The organism is Aeromonas sp. Marseille-Q7275, from assembly GCF_965119515.1.
The window spans coordinates 22,187-48,138 of the sequence record NZ_CBCPLW010000013.1; the positions used below are offsets into that span (position 1 = coordinate 22,187).

Consider the following 25,952-nt stretch of genomic DNA (forward strand, 5'->3'; position numbering starts at 1 on the left):
TGGAAGTATGTCTGTAGACGAAAAAGTGGAATTGAATGAAACCTGCGACAGCTGCGGCTGTTTCGCCGAGATCGGCACCATCATAGGTGAAGGGGACGATGTGATGGAGCTGGTGATCGAGGCTGCGGCAGAAGCCGACGCTCGCGCCAAGCTCGCAGCCTATGAGGCGCTGGCCAAGCAGGTGACTGCCGAGGCCGTGATCGACAGCGAACTGACCCAGGGCGCCGACGGCGTGATCCTGAAGGCCCGCCTGCAATTCACCTGCACCGCCGAGAAGCTGATTTTCGAGATGCGTGCCCGCTCTATCTGAGCCCCCGATGAGACGGCAGGCTTGCCTGCCGTATTGCCCCTCCGGCGGCCATACCCGTTGTATAGTGAGTTATCCCGCGGACTATCCCGTGCCAGTCCGGCACCTGTGGCTCCGTGGCAGGAGAGTGCCATGATGCAGTGATGGCACCCCGTCATGAGTCCCGTGTGTCGGGCCTTGTCCTGCCGAGAATCTCAAGGCGCGAGTCGACCAACAGAAGGTGGCTACCTCATGATGCGATGGATTTGGGCCCTGCTGGTCCTCTGTTCTCTCCCCCTGCTGGCGGCGGATCCCGGTTCCCCGCCTGGCGATACCCCTTCGCGTGCCGCGGACGTCAAGCCCAAGCTCCTGCCCCAGCCCGGGGATCTCGAACACATACTGCAACAGAAGGAGCTCAGGGCCCTGGTGGTCTATGAACGGGGCTTCTTCTTCTTCGACAAGGGGGCCCAGTACGGCATCCTGGTCAATCAGCTGCAAGGCTTCGAGCGCTGGCTGAACCAGACCTATCTCCCCAAGGAGAAGCTCAAGCTCAAGATCATCTATATCCCGGTGCGTCAGGACAAGCTGCTGGACTATCTCGCCGAGGGGCGGGGGGATCTGGTGGCGGCCAACCTGACGGTGACGCCGACCCGGCGCGAACAGGTCACCTTCTCCCAGCCGCTCATCTCGCCCATAGAGGAGTGGGTGGTGAGCCAGCGGGAGCTGACGGGTTTCAACCGCATCACCCAGCTCTCCGGTCGGCGGATCTGGGTGCGGGCCAGCTCCAGCTATTACGAGAGCCTGCACCAGCTCAACTGGCTGTTCCGCGAGCTGGGGCTGCCCCCCGTCTACATAGAGACGGTGCCCGAGTACCTGCAGGACGGGGATCTGCTGGAGATGGTGGCGGCCGGCATCATACCGCTGACCGTCACCGACAGCTTCAAGGGGCGGATCTGGCTCGACATGATAGGGGGCCTCAAGGCCCACAAGCTGATCCCGCTGCGGGACAAGGGGCGCAGCGCCTGGGCACTGCGCAACAACAGCCCCGAGCTGCTCAAGGCGGTGAACGCCTATATCTCCGAGTCGAGCAAACGCACCCTCTACAGCGACATGACACTGCGTCGCCTGCTGGCCCAGAGTGACAAGATGAGCAACATACTGGCGCCGGATCCCCTGGGGCGGCTGTCGACCATCCGCAAGGTACTGGAAACCCAGGCCGAGAAATATGATCTCGACTGGCTGATGCTGGCGGCGCTGGCCTACAAGGAGTCGGGACTCAATCCCAATGTCCGCTCCAACCGCGGGGCCGTCGGCATCATGCAGCTGCTGCCGAGCACGGGGGGCGAGGTGGGGATCCGCGGCGCCAGGCTCACCAGCCTGGAGGGCAGTGTGGAGGCGGCCTGCCGTTACATGCGGCTCATTCTCGATACCTACTTCAACGATCCCGGGATGGACAGGGTCAATCGTCACCTGTTCGCCCTGGCGGCCTACAATGCGGGCCCGAACCGGGTGCAGGCGTTGCAGGCCAAGGCCAGGGAGAGGGGGCTGGATCCGAACGTCTGGTTTGGCAACGTGGAGCAGCTGGTGGCCAACGAGGTCGGCCAGGGCCCCATCAACTACGTCGGCACCATCTACAAATACTACGTGGCCTACCGCTTCAGCCTGCCCCAGCTTGAGGGCAAGACAGAGGCCATGGAGGCGGCGCAGCCCTGAGTGCTCAGTGCCGGTCGGGCAGGCCATCCTCTGGGGTGAAGGGGAAGGCTTCCCAGCCCTGATCCCTGTGCTGCTGGTACCAGGGGGTCAGCAGTCTGGCGGGAGTGGGGTCCGGCTGACTGGCCTGGGGTCTCTGGCTGAGGCTGGGGTGGTCGCGCACTTCCATCATCGGCTCCTTGACACGCCGCAATCGGGGCTGTTGTCTGGGTTATGCCACCGTCTCATGACAAGGAGATGACCCTTGATCCCCGCCGACTTTGCCCTGCTCGACGATCCCGGTGTCGCCCTCAAGGCCCGCTGCCAGCTGATCCGCGGTGCCCGCAGCCGGATCCAGGCCCAGTATTACAGCTGGGAGGAGGACAGCAGCGGCAAGCTGCTGCTGTCCGAATTGCTCCATGCGGCGCGGCGCGGGGTCCGGGTCCAGCTGCTCATCGACGATCTCTATGCCGGTGACAACCGATTCCTGGAGGTGGTGGCGGCAGAGCCCGGCATCGAGGTGCGGCTGTTCAACCCCTTCTGGCTCAGGGGCTGGCGCCCTCTGACCCTGCTGCTGGAAGGCCTGCTCAGCTTTCGCCGCATCAACCACCGCATGCACAACAAGCTGCTGCTGGTGGATGGCCACGAGGCGGTGATCGGGGGCCGCAACATCGGCGATCCTTACTTCGGGCTGGGGGCGCCCCCTCACTTCGTCGATCTGGATCTGATCTGCCGGGGCCCCCTCTGCCGCCAGGCCGAGCAGGGCTTCGAACTGTTCTGGCGCAGCCGCTGGAGCCACCCCATCCGGCACCTGTTGCGGCGCCCCCTGCTGCCCGCCGAGATCCGCGCGGTGAACGACTTCCTGCTGACCCTGACCGACCCGGCAGTGGCCATGGTCTACGATCTGCCCGCCAGCCTGTTTGATGAAACACCTCTCCCCCTGCGTTGGCATCCTGGGGTCGGAGAGTGCTGGTTTGACAGGCCCGGCAAGGGGCTTATCTCCCGGCCGACCACGGCGCCCCGGCTGGGACGCAAGCTGGCGGGCAACCGGGGGGCGCTGCGGTTGGTGAGTCCTTACCTGATCCTGACCCGAAGCCTGCGCCGCCATCTCAAGCGGCAGCGCCAGGCGGGGGTCGGCATCGAGATCCTGACCAACTCCCTGGCCAGCACAGATGTGCCCCTGGTGTATGGCGCCTATCGGCGCCATCGCCCCTGGCTGGAGCGGCAGGGCATTGTGCTGGCCGAGTTGTCGGATGAGGGGCAGAGCCTGCACGCCAAGCTGATCCTGATGGGGGAGGAGGAGGCGCTGCTCGGCAGCTTCAATCTGGATCCCCGCTCCCTGATGCTCAACACCGAACTGATGCTGCATCTGAGCTGTCCGGCGCTCTGTGCCGAGCTGCGGCACTGGCTCTGCGGGTGGCAACGGGCGGCGGTCCATCCTGTGGTTGCGCCCTCGACGCTGCGGCGTCTGCTGGCGCGACTGAGCGACTGGCTGCCGCTGCGCCCCTGGCTGTGAGTGGAGCACGGCTTGTGCGAGATCTCGCAAAGCCTTGTGCGCCTTAGAGGATAACGTTTGCCATCCAAAGCCTGATTGAGATTTTATCGTATTGTTTTTAATCACTTTATGTTGATAGGCGCAACCTGATGCAGCACCCTGGCTTGCATACGGGGCCGCATATAACGGTTTTTTATTTTATTTAACTGCGTAGTATTTCGGTTGCAAGGACAAACACGGCGGCTGGTCTGCCGTGTGGGTGAAGGCAGCAAGGGAGTGGGTCGGTCAGCGTGTTCTGGCCGGCAGTGCGGATCGGGAGCGGAAACCCGTGACGCGCATCAGCACCGTTATTGCAGGATCCCAATATGGAACATGCTATTTGCGAGGGGGTGACATGCGAATGTCGCCCCATTTTTTATGCCAGGGGATCGCCAGGCACCCATGAAAAGACCGCCAGCGGGCGGTCTTGGGCAGTGGGGCTGGCGGTCGGTCTCTCAGGCGATACCGGCCAGCAGGCGACTCCAGTTGCGCTTGGCAACGAGGAAACCATCCCGCAGGTTGCGATACTCCAGCTGCAGCTTGAGCCTGTCGTAGCGCGCCAGCGCCTTGCGCTTGCGCTGCTCCAGCAACTGCTTGCGGCTGGCGTAGTAGTGCTGGATCTGCAGGCTCAGCTTGTCGTACTCCTCCTGCAGCAGCGCCTGCCACAGCTCCCTGTCATCCTGTTTGTGCAGTCTGGCCTGGGCTCGCTTGAGCTGCATCTCCAGCCTGGCCTGCTCGATCCGCTCCTCAGGACAGGATCTGAGATCCCGGGCCAGCCCGCACCAGGCGGCGGTGCGGATCAGCCACTTGGTGGGATCGAACTGCCACCAGCGGATGCCGTTGCGGTAGTCGTTCTCGAACAGGTGGTGGAAGTTGTGATACCCCTCGCCAAAGGTGAAGAAGGCCAGGATGCCGTTGTCCCGGGCGCTGTTGCGATCGGTGAAGGGCTGGCTGCCCCAGATATGGGCAAGGGAGTTGATGAAGAAGGTGGTGTGATGGGTCATCACCATGCGCAGCACCCCGGCGAGCAGCAGCATGCCGAGCAGATCCCCATGGATCAGGCCGAGCAGCAGCGGGATGCCGATGTTGGTGGCCAGGGTCAATGCCAGATAGTGCCTGTGCTGGAAGGCGACGATGGCATTGTTCTGCAGATCCCGCACATTGCTGTAGTCGTGGTAGATCTCGCGCTGGTATTCCCGCAGCATCCAGCCGATGTGGGAGTACCAGAAGCCGCGGCCCGCGCTGTAGGGATCCTTCTGATTGTCATCCACGTGGCGGTGGTGGCGGCGGTGATCGGACGACCAGTGCAGGGCCGAGTTCTGCAGGGCGAGGGCACCGCCTAGGGCGAAGAACCATTGCAGGGCGGGGTGTGCCTTGTAGGCCTTGTGGGACCAGAGTCGGTGATAACCGGCGGTGATGGAGATGCCGCAGTAGCAGAACAGCAGCAGGAAGCTGCCCCACTGCCAGAGGTCATAGCCGTGGGTCAGGCCGTACCAGGGTACCGCAATCAGTGCCGTCAGCCCGGAGAGGGCGAACAGCAGGGTGTTGGTCATGATGATAGGGGGGCGGTCCATTTCACTCGGCTCCATTCAGCGAACAGCTGTCCACTATTCTCCATTGAGCCGGAATGCGGGTCAATGGTAAAAAAGTCGGAGACAAACCTGATCCAGGCCCCGCCTTCGGGTTATCATCTGGCCTCGCTAATCTCAAGGTGACTGTTTTCGTGGGTATTCGCGCGCAACAAAAAGAAAAGACCCGGCGTACGCTGATCGAGGCGGCGTTCAGTCAACTCTGTGCCAACCGCAGCTTCTCCAACCTCAGTCTGCGGGAAGTGGCCAGGGAGGCGGGCATAGCGCCGACCTCCTTCTACCGCCATTTTCGCGACATGGAAGAGCTGGGACTGACCCTGGTGGACGAGGGCGGCCTGACCCTGCGCCAGCTGATGCGCCAGGCGCGCCAGCGCATCGCCGGTGGCGGCAGCGTCATCAGCACCTCGGTGCAGACCTTCATGGAATTCGTCGAAAACAACCCGAACATCTTCCGGCTGCTGCTCCGTGAGCGCTCCGGTACCTCGGCGGCCTTCCGCCAGGCGGTGGCCCGCGAGATCCAGCACTTCATCGCCGAGCTGACCGATTATCTGGAGGCGACCACGCAGGCGCCACGGGAAGAGGCCTACATCCAGGCCGAAGCCATGGTCACCATCGTCTTCAGCGCCGGTGCCGACGCCCTCGACATGACCCCCGAAGAGTGTCGGGCCCTGTCGGAGCGCACCATCAGCCAGCTGCGGATGATCGCCATGGGCGCCGAGGTGCAGAACCGCAAGCGCCGCGAATCTCTCTCTTAAGTCAAGGATGGACAGTCCCATGCATGAATCGAACGCGATCCCGAAGAAGCCCCTGTTGCTGGCCCTGCTCATCGGCATCTGCGGTGATGCCTTCCTGTCGGTGTTGACCGAGTCGGTCGTGCCCTTCTCCTTCTTCCCCCTGATCGCCCTGCTGCTGGCGGCCTACCAGCTCTATCAGCACTATCGCCACGAGCCCATAGTCGGCAATACCCCCAGCTGCATCCTGCTCTGCTTCTTCATCGGGGCGTTCGGGCACACGGCCCTGCTCAAGGTGCAGTACCCCGAGCTTGGCAGCAACTTCTTCTCCCTGATCGCCATGCTGCTGCTGCTCGCCGTGCTCTCCATCAAGCTCGGCATCAGCCTGGGGAAAAAAGTGAAGGAGTGACGTGTCACTCCTTCAGGTTCGCTCTGGCAGTCTTGGGTTAATCGGCCCGGGGCGGGGTCTCTCCCCTCTGCCTGGCATCTATGATGGCCTGCAGCTTGGCGCGGATCTCCATCATGCCGAACACCCCGAAGATCAGCACCTGGGTGAATTCGAGGCGGGTGATGGCAAAGTAGGGCTTGCAGGCGGCCTTGATCATGCTGGCCTGCACCCAGTGCATCAGTATCACTATGACGCCGCAGACCGGCAGAAAACCGTTCAGTTTGCCCGGCAGTGTACCCAGCAGGGCGAGCACCACGCCGAGCCAGAAGAACAACAGCACGCCCATCGCCAATAGATTAAACACCCGCTTCATCGCTTATCTCCCGTACATAGAGTTGATAGCAGACCCGACCGGCCTGCTTGTCCTTGAGTCGTTGCGCAAGTTGACGGGGAGGGGCATCGCGCCCAGCTCCCGCACCTACCCGGCATTTAAACCGCAGCGTCATCCTTGCTGTCCCGCAGATAGAGCTGGTAGCTGACCTGACCCGCTTGTTTGTCCTTGAGCTGTTGCCAGCTGGCAGGCAGGGGGAGATCGCTCATCTCCTTTTCCCGTTCAAGATAGATGAGGGCGTCCGGTGCCAGCCAGCCACGCTGCTCCAGCAGCTCGCACACCTGGGGCAGCAGCTCACGGCGAAACGGCGGATCCAGGAACACCAGATCGAAGGGGGTGGCCGGACCTTGCAGCCAGCTCACCGCATCGGCCTGGATCACCTGCCCCTGGCTTGAACCCAGGGTGAGCAGGTTTTTCTTGAGCTGATCGGCTGCGCCCTTGTCCATCTCGACCAGGGTCACCTGCTCGGCGTAGCGCGACAGCGCCTCCAGCCCCAGGCCGCCGCTGCCGGCAAACAGATCGAGGCAGCGGGCACCGCGGACATGGGGGGCCAGCCAGTTGAAGATGGTCTCCTTGACGCGATCCGTGGTGGGTCTGAGTCCGTCCACATCCCTGACCGGCAGTTTTCGGCCCTTCCACTGGCCGCTGATGATTCTTACCACGCCCGCTCGCCCCTGGGGGGCTGGGCTCTTGCTCGGGCTGTTACGGCTGGATTTCACTCTGGGCATCGCGTTTCGTCGTCAGAAAATAAAGTGGTAGTATAAGGCGGTTCATTTTTATGCCGACCCGCCGAGGGACGGCTATCTTAGCAGTCAGCCTTTGATGTGAGTATTTTTAGATGGCAAAAGGTTTGTTTTCCTGGCTGGGTTTCGGCCGCAAGAAAGAAGAGGCTGAGGCCGTCCAATCACAGGCCCCTGACGCCACCCCGGCTGTCGCCGAGTCCGAGGCCACCGTTGCCCCCGCTCCCGTCGCTGATGTTTCCCTGACCGAGGCCCCTGCTGTATTGCACGAGGCGCCCCTGGCGACCCCTGATGAAGGCCCCCTGGTGGTGGAGGAACCTGCCTCCGAACTCGAGCCCGTCATCGTCAATGAGGCGCTGATCACCGCCGAGGCAGAGGCCGCCGACGCTGCCCGCGTTGCCGCCGAGGCGCAGGCTGCGGAAGCCGCTCGCGTTGCCGCCGAGGCACAAGCTGCGGAAGCTGCCGAAGCTGTACGCGTTGCCGCTGAGACACAAGCCGCCGAAGCTGCACGCATTGCCGCTGAAGCACAAGCTGCGGAAGCCGCCCGCGTTGCCGTCGAGGCGCAAGCTGCGGAAGCCGCCCGTGTTGCTGCTGAGGCACAGGCTGCCGAAGCTGCTCGCGTTGCCGCCGAGGCGCAGGCCGCCGAAGAGGCCCGTGTTGCCGCCGAAGCTCGCGCCGCAGAAGAAGCCCGTATCGCCGCCGAAGCTCGCGCCGCCGAAGAGGCGCGTATCGCCGCCGAGGCTCGCGCCGCAGAAGAGGCCCGTATTGCCGCCGAAGCCCGTGCCGCGGAAGAGGCTCGTATCGCCGCTGAAGCTCAGGCTGCGGAAGAGGCCCATATCGCCAAAGAGGCCCAGCGAGCGGAAGATCTGCGTCTGGTCGCCGCGATGGAGGCTGAAGCCGCTGCCCTGGCCGCCCTGCCGCTGGCCGCCAAGGTGGACGACGACACCCAGGACAAGCCGCAGCGGGAGGGCTTCTTTGCCCGCCTCAAGCGCAGTCTGGTGCGCACCAGGGAGAATATCGGCTCCGGTTTCTTCGGCCTGTTCCGTGGCAAGAAGATCGATGACGAGCTGTTCGAGGAGCTGGAGACCCAGCTGCTGACCGCCGATCTCGGCGTGGATACCACCAGCCGCATCATCGAAGGCCTGGTGCAGCACGCGGATCGCAAGCAGCTCAAGGATGCCGAGGCGCTCTATGGCTTGCTCAAGCAGGACATGGGCGAGATGCTGGCCAAGGTCGAGCAGCCGCTGGTGATCGACACCGGCAAGAAGCCCTATGTGATCCTGATGGTCGGCGTGAACGGCGTCGGCAAGACCACCACCATCGGCAAGCTGGCCAAGCAGTTCCAGGCCGAGGGCAAGAGCGTCATGCTGGCGGCGGGGGATACCTTCCGTGCCGCTGCGGTCGAGCAGTTGCAGGTGTGGGGTCAGCGCAACAACATTCCGGTTATTGCCCAGCATACCGGCGCCGACTCCGCCTCCGTCATCTATGACGCCATCGAGGCCGCCCGCTCCCGTGGCGCCGATGTGCTGATCGCCGATACCGCCGGTCGCCTGCAGAACAAGAGCAACCTGATGGAAGAGCTCAAGAAGGTGGTGCGGGTGATGAAGAAGCTGGATGAAGAGGCACCCCACGAGATCATGCTGACCCTGGATGCGGGCACAGGCCAGAACGCCCTGAGCCAGGCCAAGCTGTTCAGCGAGGCGGTGGGCCTGACCGGCATCACCCTCACCAAGCTGGACGGGACCGCCAAGGGCGGCGTCATCTTCGCGGTGGCCGACAAGTTCCAGATCCCGATCCGCTACATCGGGGTGGGCGAGGGGATCGACGATCTGCGTCCCTTCGTCGCCAACGACTTTATCGAGGCGTTGTTCAGTCGCGATGAATGAGTCTGGCCGCGATGCGCCAGCTCAGCCGCGATGAGCAGTGTCCCAGCCCCGACTCCGGTCGGGGCTTGTCACTCTCAGGGTATGATCCACCTCGATCCCGGTCGGGGTTTGTCACTGTCAGGGAACCGTTATGATTCGTTTTGACAAGGTCAGCAAGGTATACAGCGGTGGCCATCAGGCGCTGCAGAAAGTCAGCTTCCACCTGCGCAAGGGGGAGATGGCCTTCCTGACCGGCCACTCGGGGGCGGGCAAGAGTACCCTCCTCAAGCTCATCAGCGTGATGGAGCGGCCGACCGATGGTCGCGTCTTCTTCCATGGCGATGACGTCAGCCATATCCAGCGCAGCCAGATCCCCTATGTGCGCCGCCAGATCGGGATGATCTTTCAGGATCACCGGCTGCTGATGGACAGAACCGTGTTCGACAACGTGGCCCTGCCCCTGGTGATCGATGGCTACAGCCATGCCGACATCAACAAGCGGGTGGCGGCGGCGCTGGACAAGGTCGGCCTGCTCGGCAAGGAGCGCTACCAGCCGCGCATGCTCTCCGGCGGTGAGCAGCAGCGGGTCGGCATCGCCCGGGCCATCGTCAACAAGCCGCCTCTGCTGCTGGCGGATGAGCCGACCGGCAACCTGGATCCTCAGCTCTCCATGGACATCATGCGACTGTTCGAGGAGTTCAACCGCTTCGGGGTCTCGGTGCTGATTGCCACTCACGATCTGGGGCTGATCGCCCGGATGCGCTATCGCACCCTGACCCTGAAGGCAGGGCGCATGTATTCCCAAGAGCAGGAGGAGAGCTGATGGCCATAGTTCGTCATAAACAGCCGCCGCTTCGCCGTCTGATGATGTACGGTGTGGACCACGTGCGTCAGGCCTTTGCCAGTCTGGGAGAGCTGTGGCGCAATCCGCTCGCCTCCCTGATGACGCTGGCGGTGCTCGGGGTCAGCCTGGCGCTGCCCTCCTGCTTCCACGTGCTGCTGAAAAACGCCGAGGTGGTGGAGGGGAGCTGGCAGACCAGCTCCCAGATCTCCCTCTATCTGCGCAAGGATCTGCCGGAGCAGAGCATCCTCGACATGAAGCAGCGGATCCTGCTCTATCCCGAGGTGGAGTCCGTCACCTATATGAACCGGGACGAGGCGCTCAAGGAGTTTCGCGAGATCTCCGGTTTCGGCGATGCCCTCGATTACCTCGACAGCAACCCGCTGCCGCCTGTGTTGAGCGTGATCCCGGATCCGCGCTGGCAGAACCCGGAAGGGGCCGCCGAGCTGCTCGCCAAGCTGGAGAACGAACCCGGCATCGAGCAGGGCAAGCTGGATCTGCAGTGGCTGACCCGGCTGCAGGGGATCATGAACCTGCTGCGTCACACCATCACCGGCATAGCGGTGCTGCTGCTCTCAGCGGTGCTGCTGATCGTCGGCAACACCCTCAGACTCAATATCCTCAACCAGAGATCCGAGATCGAAGTGCTCAAGCTGGTGGGGGCGACCGATGCCTTCATCCACCGCCCCTTCCTCTATACCGGCATCTGGTTCGGGGTGATCGGCGGCATGCTGGCCTGGTGGCTGACCGAGGTGATGGTGATCTGGAGCGAGGGAGTGGTGAAGGAGCTGGCGGGGCTTTACAACAGCAACTTCCGGCTGGTGGGGATGGGGGCGTTCGACGGCTTCAACCTGATACTGCTCGGCGCGCTGCTGGGGCTGATTGCGTCCTGGTTCTCGGTGCACAGACACATTCGTGACATAGAACCATCCTGATTAATTTATCAGCATTTTAAAGCGCTGGATTTTGCGAACTGGATCAAGTAAAAGAGTGGCCCGTTTCTGGCACGGGTCACTTTCTCAGAGTAATCTGAATGATGCCTGCGCCAAGGATCATATTTGGATCCTGTGAACCTTTTGATTTATAAACAGTCTATCTAGTGCAACAGAATGTATACGGGTGTGGCCCCTCTGCCTTGCTCGTCTGACTTGGCAAGCATGTGAAGGTTGCGAGCTCCGCAACAATGGACTTAGCATGCTACTTTTCAGGGGTCCTTCATTGTGACCCCTTTTTTTTGACCGTTCATTTATGATTCATCCCGTCAGCCTAAGATAGGCCGGGTTCATGCCGGGGCCGATGTTTGACTGATGTTTGATATGGGCCGCAGAATGACCCCCGGTCAGTAGACAGACCCTCTCAGGGTGTTAGACTGATTCGATTGAAAAGTAAGAGGTAGAACATGGGAACTTCATTGCAACGCACTATGGCTCTGATTCCGCAAGGTAGTCTGGAAGGCTATATCCAAGCCGTCAACTCGATCCCCGTGCTGAGCGCGGAGGAAGAGCGTGAACTGGCGATGCGTTTGCAGCAGGGTGGCGATCTCGAGGCTGCCCGTCAGCTGGTCATGTCGCATCTGCGTTTTGTCGTTCACGTGGCCAAGAGCTACTCCGGCTATGGCCTGCCTCAGGCCGATCTGGTGCAGGAAGGCAACATCGGCCTGATGAAGGCGGTCAAGCGCTTCGACCCGAGTGTGGGCGTGCGTCTGGTCTCCTTCGCCGTGCACTGGATCAAGGCCGAGATCCACGAATATGTGCTGCGCAACTGGCGCATGGTCAAGGTGGCCACCACCAAGGCCCAGCGCAAGCTGTTCTTCAACCTGCGCAAGTCCAAGAAGCGTCTGGGCTGGCTGAACCACGAAGAGGTTCAGGCCGTTGCTGCCGACCTCGGGGTCTCTGCCGCCGACGTCACCGAGATGGAAGCGCGCATGAGCAACTACGATCAGGCCTTCGATCTGGTCGGTGACGATGAGGATGAAGGCGGCTTCGCCCCCGTCCATTATCTGGAAGACAAGTCTTCCGATCTGGCCGCCACCATAGAGAACGACAACTGGGACAGTCACGCCACCCGTCGCCTGAGCGCGGCCATGGCGACCCTGGACGAGCGCAGCCAGCACATCATCCGCGCCCGCTGGCTGGATGAGGAGAGCAAGACCACCTTGCAGGAGCTGGCAGACAACTATGGTGTGTCCGCCGAGCGTGTGCGTCAGCTTGAGAAAAATGCGCTCAAGAAGCTGAAGGATGCGATGGCCGCCTGAGGGCATTCGCCGAGCCTGCGTCAGCTTGAGAAGAACGCACTCAAGAAGCTGAAAGACGCCATGGATGCCTGAGGGCATTCTCTTCTGGAAAACAGGGCCTGATGGCCCTGTTTTTGTTTCACCAGGATCTGGTCGGCCTTGCCTTGGTTACCCTTGTGTATGGTATGTTGCCGCCACTGCCACAGTTAGGGAGAGCAGAAGTGAAACTGTTGAACGACCTGTTTACCAATAACCGCGAGTGGGCGGAACGGATCAAGGCCGAAGATCCCAATTTCTTCGCTACCCTCTCCGCCCAGCAGGCCCCCGAGTACCTCTGGATCGGCTGCTCCGATAGCCGGGTTCCCGCCAACCAGCTGATGGGGCTGCTGCCGGGGGATGTCTTCGTCCACCGCAACGTCGCCAACCTGGTGGTACACACCGATTTCAACTGCCTCTCCGTGCTGCAATACGCGGTGGAGGTGCTCAAGGTGAAGCACATCATCGTCTGCGGCCACTACGGCTGCGGCGGCGTCAAGGCGGCGATGCAGAACCAGGAGCTGGGCCTCATCGACAACTGGCTGCGCAACATCAAGGATGTCTACTTCAAGTACGGCGAAGAGCTCGAAGCCATCGAGGATGAGCACGAGCGCTTCGACTACCTGTGCGAGCTGAACGTGGCCGAGCAGGTCGCCAACGTCTGCCACACCACCATCATCCAGAATGCCTGGCGCAAGGGGCAGGAGCTGGCGGTGCACGGCTGGATCTACGGCATCAAGGACGGTCTGCTGCACGATCTCGATCTCTGCATCAGCGGCCCTGACCAGATCCCGGACGTCTACCGCGCCTGGCCGGACATGCGTCCGCCTCACCGTCGTCGCTGAGGACCCCATTGGTGGCACCCGCCCTCTATCTGCAGATCAAACAGCACATCCTGGACGGGATCCGCGAGCGCCACTATCAGGCGGGCGACAGGATCCCGACCGAGGCCGCCCTGTGTGAGCAGTTTGCCGTGAGCCGGATGACGGTCAACAAGGCGCTGCGTGAACTGGTGGCCGAGGGCTGGCTCAATCGCACCGCCGGATCCGGCAGCTTCGTGGCGGACAGGCGTGCCGAGTCGCCGCTGCTGGCCATTCGCAACATAGCCGACGAGATAGCCGAGCGGGGGAGCCAGTACAGCGCCCGGGTGATCCGCCTGCAGCGCCAGGCCGCCGACGAGAAGGTGGCGGTGCGACTGGGTTTGCGGGTCGGGGCGCCCACCTTCCACAGCCTCATCGTCCATCAGGCCGATGGGGAGCCGCTGCAGCTGGAGGAGCGTTTCGTCGATGCCGAGCGCCTGCCTGGCTATGGCGAGCAGGACTTCACGAGGCAGACGCCGAATAGCTACCTGATGGAAGTCTGCCCGCTCTCCGAGATGGAGCACGTGGTGGAGGCGGTGCTGCCGAGCGCCGGCGAGGCGGGCTTGCTGCAGGTGAGGGTCGATACCCCCTGCCTGCTGCTGCATCGCCGCACCTGGTCGGATGGCTTTCTGGTCTCCTATGCCCGCCTGCTCTCGCCAGGCTCCCGCTACAAGCTGAGCTCCAAGACCCGATTGACTTAATTGTATATACATATCTTGTTTTGAAAGCCCACCCCTTGGTGGGCTTTTTTGTGCTTAAACTCTAATGAAACCGCTGTTATCAAGATGTGAACTTGATCCTTTCTTTCTCGTCAGAGATCGGCTATAAATTATTGTATATACATTTAGAGGTCGGTATGAACAAGGAACTGTTGAACTGCGAGCGGGTCTGGCTCAACGTGACACCCGCCACCCTGCGCTCCGATCTGGCGGACTACGGTCTGCTAGAACCTCATGCCCTCGGTGTGCATGAGGGCAGGATCCACGCCCTGGTCCCCATGCAGGATCTCAAGGGGCCCCATCCCGCCCACTGGCGTGACATGAAGGGCAGGCTGGTGACCCCTGGCCTCATCGACTGTCACACCCACCTCATCTTTGCCGGCAGCCGGGCCGAGGAGTTCGAGCTGCGCCAGCAGGGCGTGCCCTACAGCGACATCGCCCGCAAGGGGGGTGGCATCCTCTCCACCGTGCGCGCCACCCGGGCCGCCAGCGAGGATCAGCTCTATGAGCTGGCGGTGCCGAGGATCAAGTCCCTGATCCGGGAAGGGGTCACCACGGTAGAGATCAAGTCTGGCTACGGCCTCACCCTGGCGGACGAGCTCAAGATGCTGCGGGTCGCCCGCCGGCTGGGGGAGGCGCTGCCGATCCGGGTCAAGACCACCCTGCTGGCGGCCCATGCGGTGCCGCCGGAGTACCGCGACGATCCCGACTCCTGGGTCGAGACCATCTGCCAGGAGATCATCCCGGCGGCGGCCGAGGCGGGTCTGGCGGATGCGGTGGACGTCTTCTGCGAGCACATCGGCTTCTCCCTGGCCCAGACCGAGCAGGTCTATCTGGCGGCGGATCAATACAATCTCGCGGTGAAGGGGCACATGGAGCAGCTCTCCAACCTGGGGGGCAGCACCCTCGCCGCCAACTTCGGCGCCCTCTCGGTGGATCACCTGGAGTATCTGGATCAGGACGGGATCCAGGCGCTGGCCCACCGTGGCGTGGTCGCCACCCTGCTGCCTACCGCCTTCTATTTCCTGAAGGAGACCAAGCTGCCGCCGGTCGCCGCCCTGCGCAAGGCGGGCGTGCCCATGGCGGTCTCCTCCGACATCAACCCGGGCACGGCCCCCATCGTCTCCCTGCGCATGGCCATGAACATGGCCTGCACCCTGTTCGGCCTGACGCCGGTTGAGGCCATGGCCGGGGTGACCCGCCACGCCGCCCGGGCGCTCGGCGAGCAGGAGCGTCTGGGGCAGCTGAGAGTGGGCATGCAGGCCGATTTTCTGATCTGGAATTGCGCCCACCCCTCCGAGATCAGCTACCTGATCGGGGTCGATCAGCTGGTCAGCCGGGTACTCAACGGGGAGGAGACGCTCCATGGATAAGTTCAACATGGCCGACATGTCGCTCTGGCAGGGACGCCAGGATCCGGAAGATGGTGAACTGGCCCTGCGCTGGCACGACAAGGTGAAACCCTGGCAAGCCGACAGCGAGCCCGGCGTGGTGCTGCTCGGTTTTGCCTGTGACGAGGGGGTGCGCCGCAACAAGGGGCGGGTCGGCGCCGCCGCGGCCCCGCTGGCGGTGCGCAAGCTGCTGGCCAACACCGCCTGGCACCTGAGCGCCCCCGTCCATGACGGCGGCGATCTGGCCTGCGAGGACGGCGATCTCGATGCCGCCCACGACCGTCTGGCGGAGCGGGTCGCCCGTGCGCTGGATCTGGGTCACTTCCCCCTGGTGCTGGGGGGCGGCCACGAGGTGGCGTTTGGCAGCTGGAGTGGCCTCAATCGCCATCTGGGCGGCAAGGGCCGGGTCGGCATCATCAACTTCGATGCCCACTTCGATCTGCGCATGAAGCAGGAGCAGGCAAGCTCGGGCACCCCCTTCTTCCAGATCGCCGAGCAGTGCGCCGCCCAGGGCACGCCCTTTACCTACGCCTGCCTCGGGGTGGCGGAGACCGCCAACACGGCGGCACTCTTTGCCCGCGCCGAGGCGCTGGGAGTCTGGCACGTGCTGGACGAGGCCATGACCCAGGCCGAGCTGCCAGCCTTGCTCAACGGGCTGGATGCCTTTATCGCCCGTTGCGACCACCTCTACCTCACCATCGATCTCGACGTGCTGCCGGCGGCGGTGATGCCGGGAGTGAGCGCTCCCGCCGCCCGCGGCGTGGAGCTGGCGGTCATCGAACCCCTGATCGCCCATATCCGGGCCAGCGGCAAGCTCAGGCTCGCCGATCTGGCCGAGTACAACCCGAGTCTGGATCTGGACAACCGCAGCGCCCGCGTGGCCGCCCGGCTGGTCCATCAACTAACCAAGTAGTCGGCCGACTCGCCAGGGGGCACTGTGCCCCCGCATGGCGGCTGCATTGATAAACAAGGAGTGTCTATGTCTGTGCAACACCAGGATCCCCGTCACGACCCGAGCCGGGTCATTCGCGCCCCCCGCGGCACCGAGTTGACCGCCAAGAGCTGGTTGACCGAGGCGCCCCTGCGGATGCTGATGAACAACCTGGATCCGGAAGTGGCCGAGCATCCCCAGTCCCTGGTGGTCTATGGTGGCATCGGCCGCGCCGCCCGCAACTGGGCCTGCTACGACAAGATCGTCGAGGTGCTGACCCGTCTCGAGGACGACCAGACCCTGCTGGTGCAATCCGGCAAGCCGGTCGGGGTGTTCCAGACCCACAAGGACGCGCCCCGGGTGCTGATCGCCAACTCCAACCTGGTGCCCCACTGGGCCAACTGGGAGCACTTCAACGAACTCGATAAGAAGGGTTTGATGATGTACGGCCAGATGACCGCCGGCTCCTGGATCTACATCGGCACCCAGGGGATAGTGCAGGGCACCTACGAGACCTTCTTCGCGGTGGCGAACCAGCACTTCAACGGCGAACCGAAGGGGCGCTGGATCCTCACCGGGGGCCTGGGCGGTATGGGCGGCGCCCAGCCCCTGGCCGCCACCATGGCCGGCTTCTCCATGATCGCCGTGGAGTGCGACGAGACCCGCATCGATTTTCGCTTGAAGACCCGCTACGTCGACAAGAAGGCTCATAGCCTGGATGAGGCGCTGGCCATGGTCGAGGAGGCCAAGCAGAGCGGCACCGCCGTCTCCGTCGGCCTGCTCGGCAACGCCGCCGACGTCTTCGCCGAACTGGTGGCCCGTGGCATCACCCCGGATGTGGTAACCGACCAGACCTCGGCCCACGACCCGATCCATGGCTACTTGCCGCAAGGGTGGAGCGTCGCCCAGTGGCGCGAGCTGCAAAAATCCGCGCCCCAGGAGGTGAACCAGGCGGCTCGTCACTCCATGGCCCGTCAGGTGGAAGCCATGCTGACCCTGCAATCCCGTGGCGCCGCCACGCTCGATTATGGGAATAACATCCGCCAGATGGCGCTGGAGGAGGGGGTGAAAAACGCCTTCGACTTCCCCGGCTTCGTCCCGGCCTACATTCGTCCGCTGTTCTGCGAGGGCATTGGCCCCTTCCGCTGGGTGGCTCTGTCCGGTGATCCGGAAGACATCTACAAGACCGACCAGAAGGTGAAGGAGCTGATCCCGGACGATCCCCACCTGCACAACTGGCTCGACATGGCCCGCGAGCGCATCGCCTTCCAGGGCCTGCCGGCACGGATCTGCTGGGTCGGGGTCAAGGATAGAGTGCGCCTGGGTCTCGCCTTCAACGAGATGGTGAAGAACGGCGAGCTGAAAGCCCCCGTGGTGATCGGCCGCGACCACCTGGACTCCGGTTCGGTGGCGAGCCCGAACCGCGAGACCGAATCCATGATGGACGGCTCGGACGCCGTCTCCGACTGGCCGCTGCTCAACGCCCTGCTCAACACCGCCGGCGGCGCAACCTGGGTCTCCCTGCACCACGGTGGTGGTGTCGGCATGGGCTTCTCCCAGCACTCCGGCGTGGTGATCGTCTGTGACGGCACCGATGACGCCGCCAAGCGGGTCGGCCGCGTGCTGCGCAACGATCCGGCCACCGGGGTGATGCGTCACGCCGACGCCGGCTACGAGATTGCCATCAACTGTGCCCATGAGGCGAAACTGGATCTGCCGATGATCGACGCGACCAGCAAAGGGGTGAAATAAGATGTTCGAACTCAATCTGCAACCGGGCAAGCTCTGCCTCGCCACCCTGCGCCGCGTCAGCCGCGAGCCTGTGCATGTCAGCCTGGATCCGGCAGCCCTGGCGGGGATCCACGCCTCCGCCGCCGTGGTCACCAAGGTGATAGAGCAAAACCGCGTGGTCTACGGCATCAACACCGGCTTTGGCCTGCTGGCCAACACCCGGATCCCGGTAGAGCAGCTGGACGAGCTGCAACGCTCCATCGTGCTCTCCCATGCCGCCGGCATCGGTGAGTACATGAATGACGCCACCGTGCGGCTGATGATGGTGCTCAAGGTCAACTCCCTGGCCCGCGGCTTCTCCGGCATCCGGCTGACGGTGCTCGAGGCCCTGATGCGCCTCATCAACACCGAAGTCTATCCGGTGGTGCCGAAGAAGGGCTCCGTCGGCGCCTCCGGCGACCTGGCGCCCCTGGCCCATATGAGCTGCCTGCTGATAGGCGAAGGCAAGGCCCGCCACAAGGGCGAGCTGATCGACGCCGCCACTGCGCTCAAGATTGCCGGGCTCGAGCCCATCGCCCTGGCACCCAAGGAGGGGCTGGCCCTGCTCAACGGCACCCAGGCGAGCACGGCGTTCGCGCTGGAGGGGCTGTTCCATGCCGAGGATCTGTTCGCCGGTGCCATCACCATAGGCGCCATGAGTGTGGAGGCGGCGCTTGGCAGCCGCCGTCCGTTCGATGCCCGCATTCACGAAGTGCGCGGCCAGCGCGGCCAGATCGATGCGGCCGCCTGCTACCGCCACCTGCTGGTGGACGGCAGCGAGATCGGCATGTCCCACCACAACTGCGAGAAGGTGCAGGATCCTTACTCCCTGCGCTGCCAGCCCCAGGTGATGGGGGCCTGTCTGGCCCAGATCCGCCACGCCGCCGAGGTGCTGGTGTGCGAGGCCAATGCGGTCTCCGACAACCCCCTGGTGTTCGCCGAGGACGAGGAGATCCTCTCTGGCGGCAACTTCCACGCAGAGCCGGTGGCCTTCGCCGCCGACAACCTGGCCCTGGCCATCGCCGAGATCGGGTCGCTGTCCGAGCGGCGCATGGCGCTGCTGATCGATTCCCGCATGTCGGGCCTGCCGGCCTTCCTGGTCAACAATGGAGGCGTCAACTCCGGCTTCATGATCGCCCAGGTCACCTCGGCGGCGCTGGCCTCCGAGAACAAGACCCTGGCGCATCCGGCCTCGGTGGACAGCCTGCCCACCTCCGCCAACCAGGAGGATCACGTCTCCATGGCCACCTTCGCCGGTCGCCGTCTGGCGGACATGGCGGAGAACACCCGCGGCATACTGGCGGTCGAGCTGCTCGCCGCCGCCCAGGGCCTGGACTTCCGCGCGCCCCTGCGCAGCACCGAGCTCATCGAGCTGGCCAAGGGACGGCTGCGTGAAGAGGTCAGCTTCTACGACAAGGACAGGTACTTCTCGCCGGACATCGAGGCCGCCGCCGCCCTGCTGGGCGCCGCCAGCTACAACGATCTGATCCCGGCCGGGGTGCTGCCCAGCCTCTAAGCGGTTATCCGCCCATAACAAAAGACCGCCCAATGGGCGGTCTTTTCGTTGCTGGTGGTACGGGGTTATTCGTGTTCGAACATCAGGAACAGATAGACCACGAACAGCACCGGAGTGAGTGCTGGCGCCGGCTACTCGTGTTCGAACATCAGGAACAGATAAACGACAAACAGCACCGGGGGGAGTGCTGGCGCCGGTTATTCGTGTTCAAACATCAGGAACAGATAAACGACAAACAGCACCAGGTGGGTGGCGCCATGGAGCACATTGGTGCGGCCGCTGCTGAAGGTTACCTTGCACACCATGAGAGTGGTGATGAGCAGCACCATGTCGGCAGGGGAGAGGCCGAGGCGCACTTCCTGCCCCATCAGGGCGCCGATGAAGAGCACAGAGGGGACCGTCAGGGCTATGGTGGCCAGCACGGAGCCGAAGTAGAGGTTCATGGCGCGCTGCAACTGGTTGTTGAAGGCGGCCTTGATGGCGCCGACCGCCTCGGGGGCCAGCACTATACAGGCCACGATGAAGCCGCCCAGGGCCGCCGGGGCCTCCATCACATGGACCCCGTAGTTGATGGGGATGGCCAGGGTCTTGGCCAGCAGGATCACCACCACCAGGTAGGCGAGCAGCAGCAGGGTGTGATAGACGTTGCTCTGCAGCGGGCCGTGGTGTTCCTCGTGATCCTCGTGGTCGCTGTCGACGAAGAAGTGGCTGTGGCTGCGGGTCTGGATCAGCAGGAAGACGCCATAGAGCAGGATGGAAATGATGATCAGCATCCAGGACATGGCCTTGGAGAGCCCGCCCAGGGTGCCGCCCTGGGTGAAGTTCGGCAACACCAGGCAGAGCAGGGCCAGGGGAATGATGGCCACCAGATAGGATTTGACCCCGTCCAGATTGAAGTTCTGGGTGTGATAGCGCCAGCCGCCAAACAGCAGGGTGAAGCCAACCAGCCCGGTGCTCACCAGCATCACCACGGCGAACATGGTATCGCGGGCCATGGTGGGGTTGGGGTCGCCGGTCAGCATCACGGAGGAGATCATCACCACCTCGAGGGAGATGACCGACAGAGTCAGGATCAGGGTGCCGAACGGTTCGCCCAGCTTGATGGCCAGGGCGTCGGAGTGACGCACGACGGAGAAGATGGCCCAGGTGACGATGGCGAGCAGGGCCAGTGACACCGGCAGGTAGACCGCAAGGGGGGTTGCTTCTGTCAGCAGGTCGCTGCCCAGGGTCTTGAAGAAGAGCAGGGTCAGCAGGCCGACGGGCAGGGCAATCTCTTGCCGGATAAATGACTTCATAGGCAGTGGTTCTCATCTCGGGGCGGCCGTGGCCGACGGGTAGGGAGACAGCAGGTCGCGCCACCGGGGTGGCGCGCCAGTTCATGATAAAGGGAGTTGTCCCGTCAGAGGAGGATCATTTTGTTGCAAAAGATGAGGATCCCCGGGCGGGGACCCTGAGGTTTCTTTCTCATTGCCCGCCGGGCTGGCTCTGTCGCCATGCCAGCAGCCAGATCTTCAGCTTGGTCAGGGCCATGGGTCTGGCATAGACATAACCCTGGATCAGGTGGACCCCATGGCGGTGCAGGTAGTCGACCTGTTCCTGGGTCTCGACCCCCTCGGCGATCATCTCCATGCCTGATTCGTGGCCAAAGGCGATGGTGGCGTCCAGCACGCTGCGTTTGAGGTCGTCCGTGCCTATGGTGTCGACGAACATCTTGTCGATCTTGATCTGGCGGATGCCGAGGCGCTGCAGGTAGGCGAAGCCGCCATAGCCTGTGCCGAAGTCATCCAGCTTGAAGTGATACCCCTTCTCCTGCAGCAGCGCTATCTCCCCCATGGCCGCCTTGATATCGGTGATCGGCTTGCGCTCGGTCAGCTCGAAGGTGAGCCTGGCCGGGGAGGGCCAGTCGTGGCGCTGCAACAGGGGCCGCAGATGGGGTTGTTCCAGGTGGGCGGCTACTATGTTGACGCTGACCCACTGGGTCGGCTCCAGCCAGGGCAGATCCGCGATGACCCGCTCCAGCAGTTGCTCCGTCATGGGCAGGATCAGCCCCTGCTCCTCCGCATAGTCGATGAAGGTGCCTGGGGGCACCAGCTCCCGACCCCGCTGCCAGCGCAGCAGCGCCTCGAAACCGACCACCTTCTTGCTGCGGCTGTCCACTATGGGCTGATAGAAGGGGACGAACTCGCGCCGCACCAGGGCTGCCTGCAGCAGTCCCTTGAGGGAGCGGCGGTAGTTGCGCAGCACCCAGTAGGCGGCGACCAGCAGGAGTCCCAGAGCGCCGCCATACAGGAGACCATAGTGGCGGGCCTGCCGCTTCGCATACTCCTCCAGCGCCTTGCCCGCCCACAGGGTCTGCCGGATGTGGGTGTCTGGCGTAAAGAAACTCAGGCTCTGGCTGCTCTTGTCCTTCTTGATGGCGCTGTCCCCACGGGAAAATGGCTGCGTGATGCCATCAGGGTGTTGCTGGCCAAACTCGAAATAGAAACAGCCCGGGCAGGGAGATTGCAGCAGATCGTGGCTCCAGCTGTTGTTCAGCACCCAGTAGGCGATATTGCCGCCCTGCCTGAAATAGGCGACCAGCTCCTGCTCTGTGTTGAAGCGGGCCTGGGTGGCCGCGAGGCCAAACTGCTCCGGTTCGGGGTAGGGGGGCAGCGAGACGGTGGCGAGGGGAAGATCCTCCCCCAGACTGGAACAGCCGCCGCCGGAGGCGAGGATGAGGCCCTGCAGCCGGATGTGGCGGCTGTAGAAACGGGGATCCCGCAACAGGGCCATGTCTGCGGGGCCGCAATCGAAGGCGAAGCTGGACAGTTGGGCGCGAATGCTCTGGTCCAGCTCATCGTGGCGCTCCGCCAGCGCGGCCTCTATCTGCGCCTTCTTCTCCTGCAACAGATGGTGGGCCAGGGGATTGCCCAGCAGCTGGCTGAGGGGCAGGCTCGCCAGCACGGGCAGGCAGAGCAGCAGCAGACTGATCCAGAAGGGAGACGCTCGTCGCAAGGGGTACCTGCCTGATGGGTGCATGGGATACAAATGGATGGCAACATCATAGCATTAGCTGCATCGATTTGAGTCGTATCGGTCACACTTGGAACAACATTCATAATGCATTGATAAACAACAATATGACAAAACGAGTGGTGAAGATTCAATCGCTGACCTGTCATAAATGACAATTGTCCAGCTTATCTGAAATGGCTAGAGTAGCGGGGCGGTTTGACTCACCGTGTGTTCAATACTCCTGTATCTATTTTTGTCAGTAGCACAGAGTGTTAGTTTTGATATGAGTGTTTCTTTTGGTCCCCGCAGTGGGACCATTTTTCTGTCCGCTGCCCAGCCGGCTGCCCGATTTTCTCCTCCCCCCGAGTCTCTTCCTTCACCAGCGGTCACCCCCAGCCATGAGCGGCCCTGACGCTTATTTGCAGAAGCGGGATCTGCAACCATAGGCGGGGTTTGGCCAAGGCTGATACCATGAGGCCTTATGGATGCTGTCGGCTACGGAAAGGCACATGAAACTGACCACTCAACTCGTCTCCTTTATTACGCTGTGCGTGATCGCGGCCATGGCCGTGGTGATGCTCGGCGGGGTCTTCAGTTTCCGCCAGATGGGGATGGAGCTGCAGCAAAACCGGGTCGACTCCCTGGTGGAGATCATCGACAAGCAACTGGGGGTGACCGACGATCAGCAGGCCCTTGCCCGCTGGCTGCCCTCCCTGCTGCGGGCCTCCCACGTGGTCGAGCTGGAGATCCGCCAGGATAGCCAGCGGGTCTACTGGTTTCGCGATGTGCAGCAGCAGACGGACGAGAGTCTGCTGATCCCCTACAGCAAGGCCATTCCCAATCAGGCCGGCATGCAGGCCGAATTCAAGCTGGACAGGCCCTTCAAGGAGTTCGAGTACTCCATGCAGGCCATGTTCGGCATCTCCCTCGGGGTCTTCATCGTGGTGTTCGGCCTCTGGTACTCCATCCGCTGGCTGCGCCAGCAGTTGCGCGGTGCCGAACTGCTGGCGGAGCGGGCCCAGCTGATCCTGGATGGCAAGCTCACCAAGCTGGCCCATGATCCCGCCGACGAATGGCCCCTCTCCGCCAGCCAGGCCCTCACCCATCTGCTGGCCGAACTGGCCGATGCCCGCAAGGAGCGCAGCCGGTTCGACAACTTCATCCGCAGCAACGCCTTCGTCGACAAGACAACCGGCATAGGCAACCGCCTCTTCTTCGACAACCGGCTGGAAAACGCCATCATGGAGGCGAGCGTGATCAGCGGCGGTGTCCTGCTGATCGAGCTGGCCGGCCTGGAGGAGCTGGATCCCGAGCTGAACGGGCGCCCGAGCCAGGATCTGCTGATGGAGGCGAGCGCCTCCATCGGTACCTTCGTGCGCAAGCACAGCGGTGCCCTGCAGGCCCGCTACGCCGGCCAGGTCTTTGCCGTGCTGCTGCCCAACATGTCCGAGAGCGAGATGGTGGACGGCGCCAGCCAGCTGCTCAAGAGTCTGCAACGGCTGCACTGGCCCGAGTCGGTCAATCTGGACACGGCCGTCTACCTCGGAGCCGTCTGCTACCAGGCAGAGGACTCCCTGCTCAAGGTGCAGGAAGAGGCCGAGCTGGCCCTCAAGAGCGCGCGGCTGCAGGGCCACAGCGGCTGGTTCCTCTACGAGAAGTCCCTGGACGAGGAGGCGAGCAACAAGGGGACGGTGCGCTGGCGTACCCTGATCAACCGCCGCATCGAGGAGCAGGGGATCTCCTTCTATCTGCAGCCGGTGCAGCAGGAGCGGGATCAGGTGGTGCTGCAACAGGAGCTGCTGATCCGCCTCCATGACGAGCAGGGGCGGGAGCTGCAGGCGGGGGTCTTCATGCCCATGGCGGAGAAGGCCGGCCTGCTGCTGCCCCTGGACCGGCTGGTGGTCACCCAGACCCTGCGCCTGCTGCGCCAGCGACCGGAGTCGAGCTGCCCCGTCAGCCTCTCCCTCAGCGCCCAGAACCTGCTCAATCGTGAGTTCCAGCGGGAGCTCTTCTTCGAGCTGTTCCAGCTGCCGCGCAGCATCAACGAGGGGTTGATCCTGCAACTGTCCGAATCCCAGGTGACCCGTCACTACGAGGCGCTCAAGCGACCGCTGCGGGCACTGCGCATGCTGGGGTGCCGACTGGCCATAGATCACGCCGGTCAGGATGTGGTGAGCACCCAGTACATCAAGGAGTTCGAGATCCACTTCCTCAAGCTGCACCCCAGCCTGGTGCGGGAGATCCACCTGCGTCAGGTCAACCAGATGGCGGTGCGCAGCCTGGTGGGGGGCTGTGCCAATACCCAGACCCGGGTGATCGCGGTGGGGGTGGAGAGCGGCGACGAGTGGAAGATGCTGCGCCACCTCGGGGTGCACGCGGGCCAGGGGCCCTGGTTCGCCGAACCAGAGCAGCTGGTGATGCCCATATGACGGAGCCTGCCCGCGTCTAGGAGTCTGCCTGCGGGCCCTCCTAGGCGAGTGAATGATCCTGGCTTACAGTCTGCCCTGCTCCCTGAGTCCCGCCAGCCCCTGCAGGCCGCCGGTGTGGATGAAGACCACCTGGCTGCCGCGGGGGATCCGGCCCGCGGCCAGCTCCCGAAACAGTCCCCACATCGCCTTGCCACTGTAGATGGGCTCAAGCGGCAGGCCCGTGTGGGCGCTGAAGGCCTGCACCCATTGCCACAGGGCCGGGCTGAATTTGGCGTAACCGCCGTCGTGGTGATCCAGGGCTATCCGCCAGTTGCCGGTCGTGGCCGCCGCCGGGTTGAGCCGGCACACTTCATCGTGGAGGAAGGCGCCCCCCTTGAGCACGGCGATGGCGAGGATCTGCTCCCTTTCCCGCTTGCCCGCGATGAGCCCCGCCAGGGTGCCGCCGCTGGCGCAGGGCAGTACCCAGAGATCCGGCGAGAAGGGCACCTCGGCCACCAGCTCGGCCACCCCGGGGATGGCGAGCGGGCTACTGCCCCCTTCCGGCACTATCAGGGTGTCCGGTGCCTCGAACCGGGCCAGCCAGTCCGGATCCTGGCGCCGCCGATAGCTCTGGCGGTCGACGAAAACGAGATCCATGCCCCAGCCTCTGGCCGCACTCAGGGTTGCGTTGCTGACGGTGTCGGCTTCACCGCGTATGATGCCCGTGGTGCGCAGCCCGGACCTGAGTCCGGCCGCCGCCAGGGCGTGGATGTGATTGGAGTAGGCCCCCCCAAACGACAGCAGGTGGGTCTTGCCCTGCTCCTGCGCCTGTTGCAGATGGTACTTGAGCTTGCGCCACTTGTTGCCGGAGAGGGTCGGGTGGATCAGATCATCCCGCTTGCACCAGAGCCGCACGCCCTGAGCATCCAGCAGGGGGTGGTGAACGGGGTGCAGGGGCGAGGGGACCTGAGCGGGGGCCAGGATGGCATCCCCGGAGGACGCCAGGGTGGCGGTCAATGCATCGTTTGTCATAAATATGG

Annotated in this window: 23 protein-coding genes; 16 read left to right on the forward strand and 7 right to left on the reverse strand. The window is 63.4% G+C overall.

Annotation, left to right across the window (positions count from 1 at the left end; all coding sequences use genetic code 11):
- Positions 1-7 precede the first annotated feature (7 nt).
- Together ACWPWQ_RS13305 and ACWPWQ_RS13310 are read left to right on the forward strand one after the other, a co-directional pair.
- Positions 8-310 (forward strand): YfcZ/YiiS family protein, encoded by a 303-nt coding sequence (locus ACWPWQ_RS13305; RefSeq protein WP_042650556.1) that lies wholly within the window; start codon positions 8-10, stop codon positions 308-310.
- 228 nt (positions 311-538) lie between these two features.
- Entirely contained in the window at positions 539-1,999 is a 1,461-nt protein-coding gene (locus tag ACWPWQ_RS13310; protein WP_319912336.1) for an MltF family protein, read from the forward strand.
- 4 nt (positions 2,000-2,003) lie between these two features.
- Here ACWPWQ_RS13310 and ACWPWQ_RS13315 read toward each other — a convergent pair whose 3' ends face one another.
- Positions 2,004-2,165 carry a hypothetical protein gene (locus ACWPWQ_RS13315; RefSeq protein ID WP_205642677.1) on the reverse strand — a complete coding sequence of 54 codons (162 nt, stop codon included), beginning with the start codon at positions 2,163-2,165 and terminating at the stop codon, positions 2,004-2,006.
- Between the two features lie 75 nt (positions 2,166-2,240).
- On the opposite strand from ACWPWQ_RS13315, the gene ACWPWQ_RS13320 reads away from it, so the two are divergent.
- A complete protein-coding gene (locus ACWPWQ_RS13320) occupies positions 2,241-3,491 on the forward strand; it encodes a phospholipase D family protein (RefSeq protein ID WP_454010002.1) in 1,251 nt (416 codons plus the stop codon).
- A gap of 473 nt (positions 3,492-3,964) precedes the next feature.
- On the opposite strand, the gene ACWPWQ_RS13325 is transcribed toward ACWPWQ_RS13320, so the two are convergent.
- The gene (locus ACWPWQ_RS13325; RefSeq protein ID WP_247627418.1) at positions 3,965-5,083 is read right to left on the reverse strand and encodes a fatty acid desaturase; all 1,119 of its coding nucleotides are present in this window, start codon (positions 5,081-5,083) and stop codon (positions 3,965-3,967) included.
- 149 nt (positions 5,084-5,232) lie between these two features.
- On the opposite strand from ACWPWQ_RS13325, the gene fabR reads away from it, so the two are divergent.
- Together fabR and ACWPWQ_RS13335 are read left to right on the forward strand one after the other, a co-directional pair.
- On the forward strand, positions 5,233-5,853 hold the full coding sequence (gene fabR / locus ACWPWQ_RS13330) for an HTH-type transcriptional repressor FabR (RefSeq protein WP_025325415.1): 621 nt from the start codon (positions 5,233-5,235) through the stop codon (positions 5,851-5,853).
- Positions 5,854-5,872: 19 nt separating this feature from the next.
- The gene (locus tag ACWPWQ_RS13335) at positions 5,873-6,238 is read left to right on the forward strand and encodes a YijD family membrane protein (RefSeq protein ID WP_111910783.1); all 366 of its coding nucleotides are present in this window, start codon (positions 5,873-5,875) and stop codon (positions 6,236-6,238) included.
- Between the two features lie 37 nt (positions 6,239-6,275).
- On the opposite strand, the gene ACWPWQ_RS13340 is transcribed toward ACWPWQ_RS13335, so the two are convergent.
- The gene (locus tag ACWPWQ_RS13340; RefSeq protein ID WP_025325417.1) at positions 6,276-6,590 is read right to left on the reverse strand and encodes a DUF1145 domain-containing protein; all 315 of its coding nucleotides are present in this window, start codon (positions 6,588-6,590) and stop codon (positions 6,276-6,278) included.
- A gap of 116 nt (positions 6,591-6,706) precedes the next feature.
- Entirely contained in the window at positions 6,707-7,336 is a 630-nt protein-coding gene (gene rsmD / locus ACWPWQ_RS13345; protein ID WP_454010003.1) for a 16S rRNA (guanine(966)-N(2))-methyltransferase RsmD, read from the reverse strand.
- 110 nt (positions 7,337-7,446) lie between these two features.
- On the opposite strand from rsmD, the gene ftsY reads away from it, so the two are divergent.
- The 10 genes from ftsY to hutH all read left to right on the forward strand — a co-directional run bounded on the left by ftsY (position 7,447) and on the right by hutH (position 19,510).
- Entirely contained in the window at positions 7,447-9,234 is a 1,788-nt protein-coding gene (ftsY, locus tag ACWPWQ_RS13350; RefSeq protein ID WP_454010004.1) for a signal recognition particle-docking protein FtsY, read from the forward strand.
- Positions 9,235-9,364: 130 nt separating this feature from the next.
- A complete protein-coding gene (gene ftsE, locus ACWPWQ_RS13355) occupies positions 9,365-10,036 on the forward strand; it encodes a cell division ATP-binding protein FtsE (protein WP_005323433.1) in 672 nt (223 codons plus the stop codon).
- Positions 10,036-10,989, forward strand: coding sequence for a permease-like cell division protein FtsX (ftsX, locus tag ACWPWQ_RS13360; RefSeq protein ID WP_005323432.1), 954 nt, complete (start codon positions 10,036-10,038; stop codon positions 10,987-10,989). The genes ftsE and ftsX overlap by 1 nt, the downstream gene beginning before the upstream one ends.
- A gap of 464 nt (positions 10,990-11,453) precedes the next feature.
- Positions 11,454-12,308, forward strand: coding sequence for an RNA polymerase sigma factor RpoH (rpoH, locus tag ACWPWQ_RS13365; RefSeq protein WP_025325421.1), 855 nt, complete (start codon positions 11,454-11,456; stop codon positions 12,306-12,308).
- Between the two features lie 200 nt (positions 12,309-12,508).
- Positions 12,509-13,168 (forward strand): carbonate dehydratase, encoded by a 660-nt coding sequence (can, locus tag ACWPWQ_RS13370; protein WP_042076162.1) that lies wholly within the window; start codon positions 12,509-12,511, stop codon positions 13,166-13,168.
- Positions 13,169-13,179: 11 nt separating this feature from the next.
- Entirely contained in the window at positions 13,180-13,884 is a 705-nt protein-coding gene (gene hutC, locus ACWPWQ_RS13375) for a histidine utilization repressor (RefSeq protein ID WP_139439250.1), read from the forward strand.
- 155 nt (positions 13,885-14,039) lie between these two features.
- Positions 14,040-15,275, forward strand: coding sequence for an imidazolonepropionase (gene hutI / locus ACWPWQ_RS13380; RefSeq protein WP_247627414.1), 1,236 nt, complete (start codon positions 14,040-14,042; stop codon positions 15,273-15,275).
- On the forward strand, positions 15,268-16,206 hold the full coding sequence (hutG, locus tag ACWPWQ_RS13385; RefSeq protein ID WP_454010005.1) for a formimidoylglutamase: 939 nt from the start codon (positions 15,268-15,270) through the stop codon (positions 16,204-16,206). The genes hutI and hutG overlap by 8 nt, the downstream gene beginning before the upstream one ends.
- A 66-nt stretch (positions 16,207-16,272) precedes the next feature.
- Positions 16,273-17,976, forward strand: coding sequence for a urocanate hydratase (gene hutU, locus ACWPWQ_RS13390; protein ID WP_454010006.1), 1,704 nt, complete (start codon positions 16,273-16,275; stop codon positions 17,974-17,976).
- Between the two features lies 1 nt (position 17,977).
- Positions 17,978-19,510, forward strand: a complete 1,533-nt coding sequence (gene hutH / locus ACWPWQ_RS13395) for a histidine ammonia-lyase (RefSeq protein WP_454010007.1) — start codon at positions 17,978-17,980, stop codon at positions 19,508-19,510.
- Between the two features lie 197 nt (positions 19,511-19,707).
- Here hutH and ACWPWQ_RS13400 read toward each other — a convergent pair whose 3' ends face one another.
- Positions 19,708-20,805, reverse strand: coding sequence for a calcium:proton antiporter (locus tag ACWPWQ_RS13400; protein ID WP_454010008.1), 1,098 nt, complete (start codon positions 20,803-20,805; stop codon positions 19,708-19,710).
- A 169-nt stretch (positions 20,806-20,974) separates the two neighbouring features.
- Positions 20,975-22,504, reverse strand: a complete 1,530-nt coding sequence (locus ACWPWQ_RS13405; protein WP_404837583.1) for an EAL domain-containing protein — start codon at positions 22,502-22,504, stop codon at positions 20,975-20,977.
- A 509-nt stretch (positions 22,505-23,013) separates the two neighbouring features.
- Here ACWPWQ_RS13405 and ACWPWQ_RS13410 point away from each other — a divergent pair.
- Positions 23,014-24,933, forward strand: coding sequence for an EAL domain-containing protein (locus tag ACWPWQ_RS13410; RefSeq protein WP_454010009.1), 1,920 nt, complete (start codon positions 23,014-23,016; stop codon positions 24,931-24,933).
- Between the two features lie 63 nt (positions 24,934-24,996).
- On the opposite strand, the gene ACWPWQ_RS13415 is transcribed toward ACWPWQ_RS13410, so the two are convergent.
- Positions 24,997-25,944, reverse strand: a complete 948-nt coding sequence (locus tag ACWPWQ_RS13415; RefSeq protein ID WP_454010010.1) for a 1-aminocyclopropane-1-carboxylate deaminase/D-cysteine desulfhydrase — start codon at positions 25,942-25,944, stop codon at positions 24,997-24,999.
- Between the last annotated feature and the right edge of the window lie 8 nt (positions 25,945-25,952).

What these genes read in the sequence shown, in the direction of transcription:
- ACWPWQ_RS13305 (WP_042650556.1), top strand. Translation starts at nt 8, where the DNA reads ATGTCTGTAGACGAAAAAGTGGAATTGAATGAAACCTGCGACAGCTGC.
- ACWPWQ_RS13310 (WP_319912336.1), top strand. Translation starts at nt 539, where the DNA reads ATGATGCGATGGATTTGGGCCCTGCTGGTCCTCTGTTCTCTCCCCCTG.
- ACWPWQ_RS13315 (WP_205642677.1), bottom strand. Translation starts at nt 2,165, where the DNA reads ATGGAAGTGCGCGACCACCCCAGCCTCAGCCAGAGACCCCAGGCCAGT.
- ACWPWQ_RS13325 (WP_247627418.1), bottom strand. Translation starts at nt 5,083, where the DNA reads ATGGACCGCCCCCCTATCATCATGACCAACACCCTGCTGTTCGCCCTC.
- ACWPWQ_RS13335 (WP_111910783.1), top strand. Translation starts at nt 5,873, where the DNA reads ATGCATGAATCGAACGCGATCCCGAAGAAGCCCCTGTTGCTGGCCCTG.
- ACWPWQ_RS13340 (WP_025325417.1), bottom strand. Translation starts at nt 6,590, where the DNA reads ATGAAGCGGGTGTTTAATCTATTGGCGATGGGCGTGCTGTTGTTCTTC.
- rsmD (WP_454010003.1), bottom strand. Translation starts at nt 7,336, where the DNA reads ATGCCCAGAGTGAAATCCAGCCGTAACAGCCCGAGCAAGAGCCCAGCC.
- ftsY (WP_454010004.1), top strand. Translation starts at nt 7,447, where the DNA reads ATGGCAAAAGGTTTGTTTTCCTGGCTGGGTTTCGGCCGCAAGAAAGAA.
- ftsE (WP_005323433.1), top strand. Translation starts at nt 9,365, where the DNA reads ATGATTCGTTTTGACAAGGTCAGCAAGGTATACAGCGGTGGCCATCAG.
- ftsX (WP_005323432.1), top strand. Translation starts at nt 10,036, where the DNA reads ATGGCCATAGTTCGTCATAAACAGCCGCCGCTTCGCCGTCTGATGATG.
- rpoH (WP_025325421.1), top strand. Translation starts at nt 11,454, where the DNA reads ATGGGAACTTCATTGCAACGCACTATGGCTCTGATTCCGCAAGGTAGT.
- hutI (WP_247627414.1), top strand. Translation starts at nt 14,040, where the DNA reads ATGAACAAGGAACTGTTGAACTGCGAGCGGGTCTGGCTCAACGTGACA.
- hutG (WP_454010005.1), top strand. Translation starts at nt 15,268, where the DNA reads ATGGATAAGTTCAACATGGCCGACATGTCGCTCTGGCAGGGACGCCAG.
- hutU (WP_454010006.1), top strand. Translation starts at nt 16,273, where the DNA reads ATGTCTGTGCAACACCAGGATCCCCGTCACGACCCGAGCCGGGTCATT.
- hutH (WP_454010007.1), top strand. Translation starts at nt 17,978, where the DNA reads ATGTTCGAACTCAATCTGCAACCGGGCAAGCTCTGCCTCGCCACCCTG.
- ACWPWQ_RS13400 (WP_454010008.1), bottom strand. Translation starts at nt 20,805, where the DNA reads ATGAAGTCATTTATCCGGCAAGAGATTGCCCTGCCCGTCGGCCTGCTG.
- ACWPWQ_RS13410 (WP_454010009.1), top strand. Translation starts at nt 23,014, where the DNA reads ATGAAACTGACCACTCAACTCGTCTCCTTTATTACGCTGTGCGTGATC.
- ACWPWQ_RS13415 (WP_454010010.1), bottom strand. Translation starts at nt 25,944, where the DNA reads ATGACAAACGATGCATTGACCGCCACCCTGGCGTCCTCCGGGGATGCC.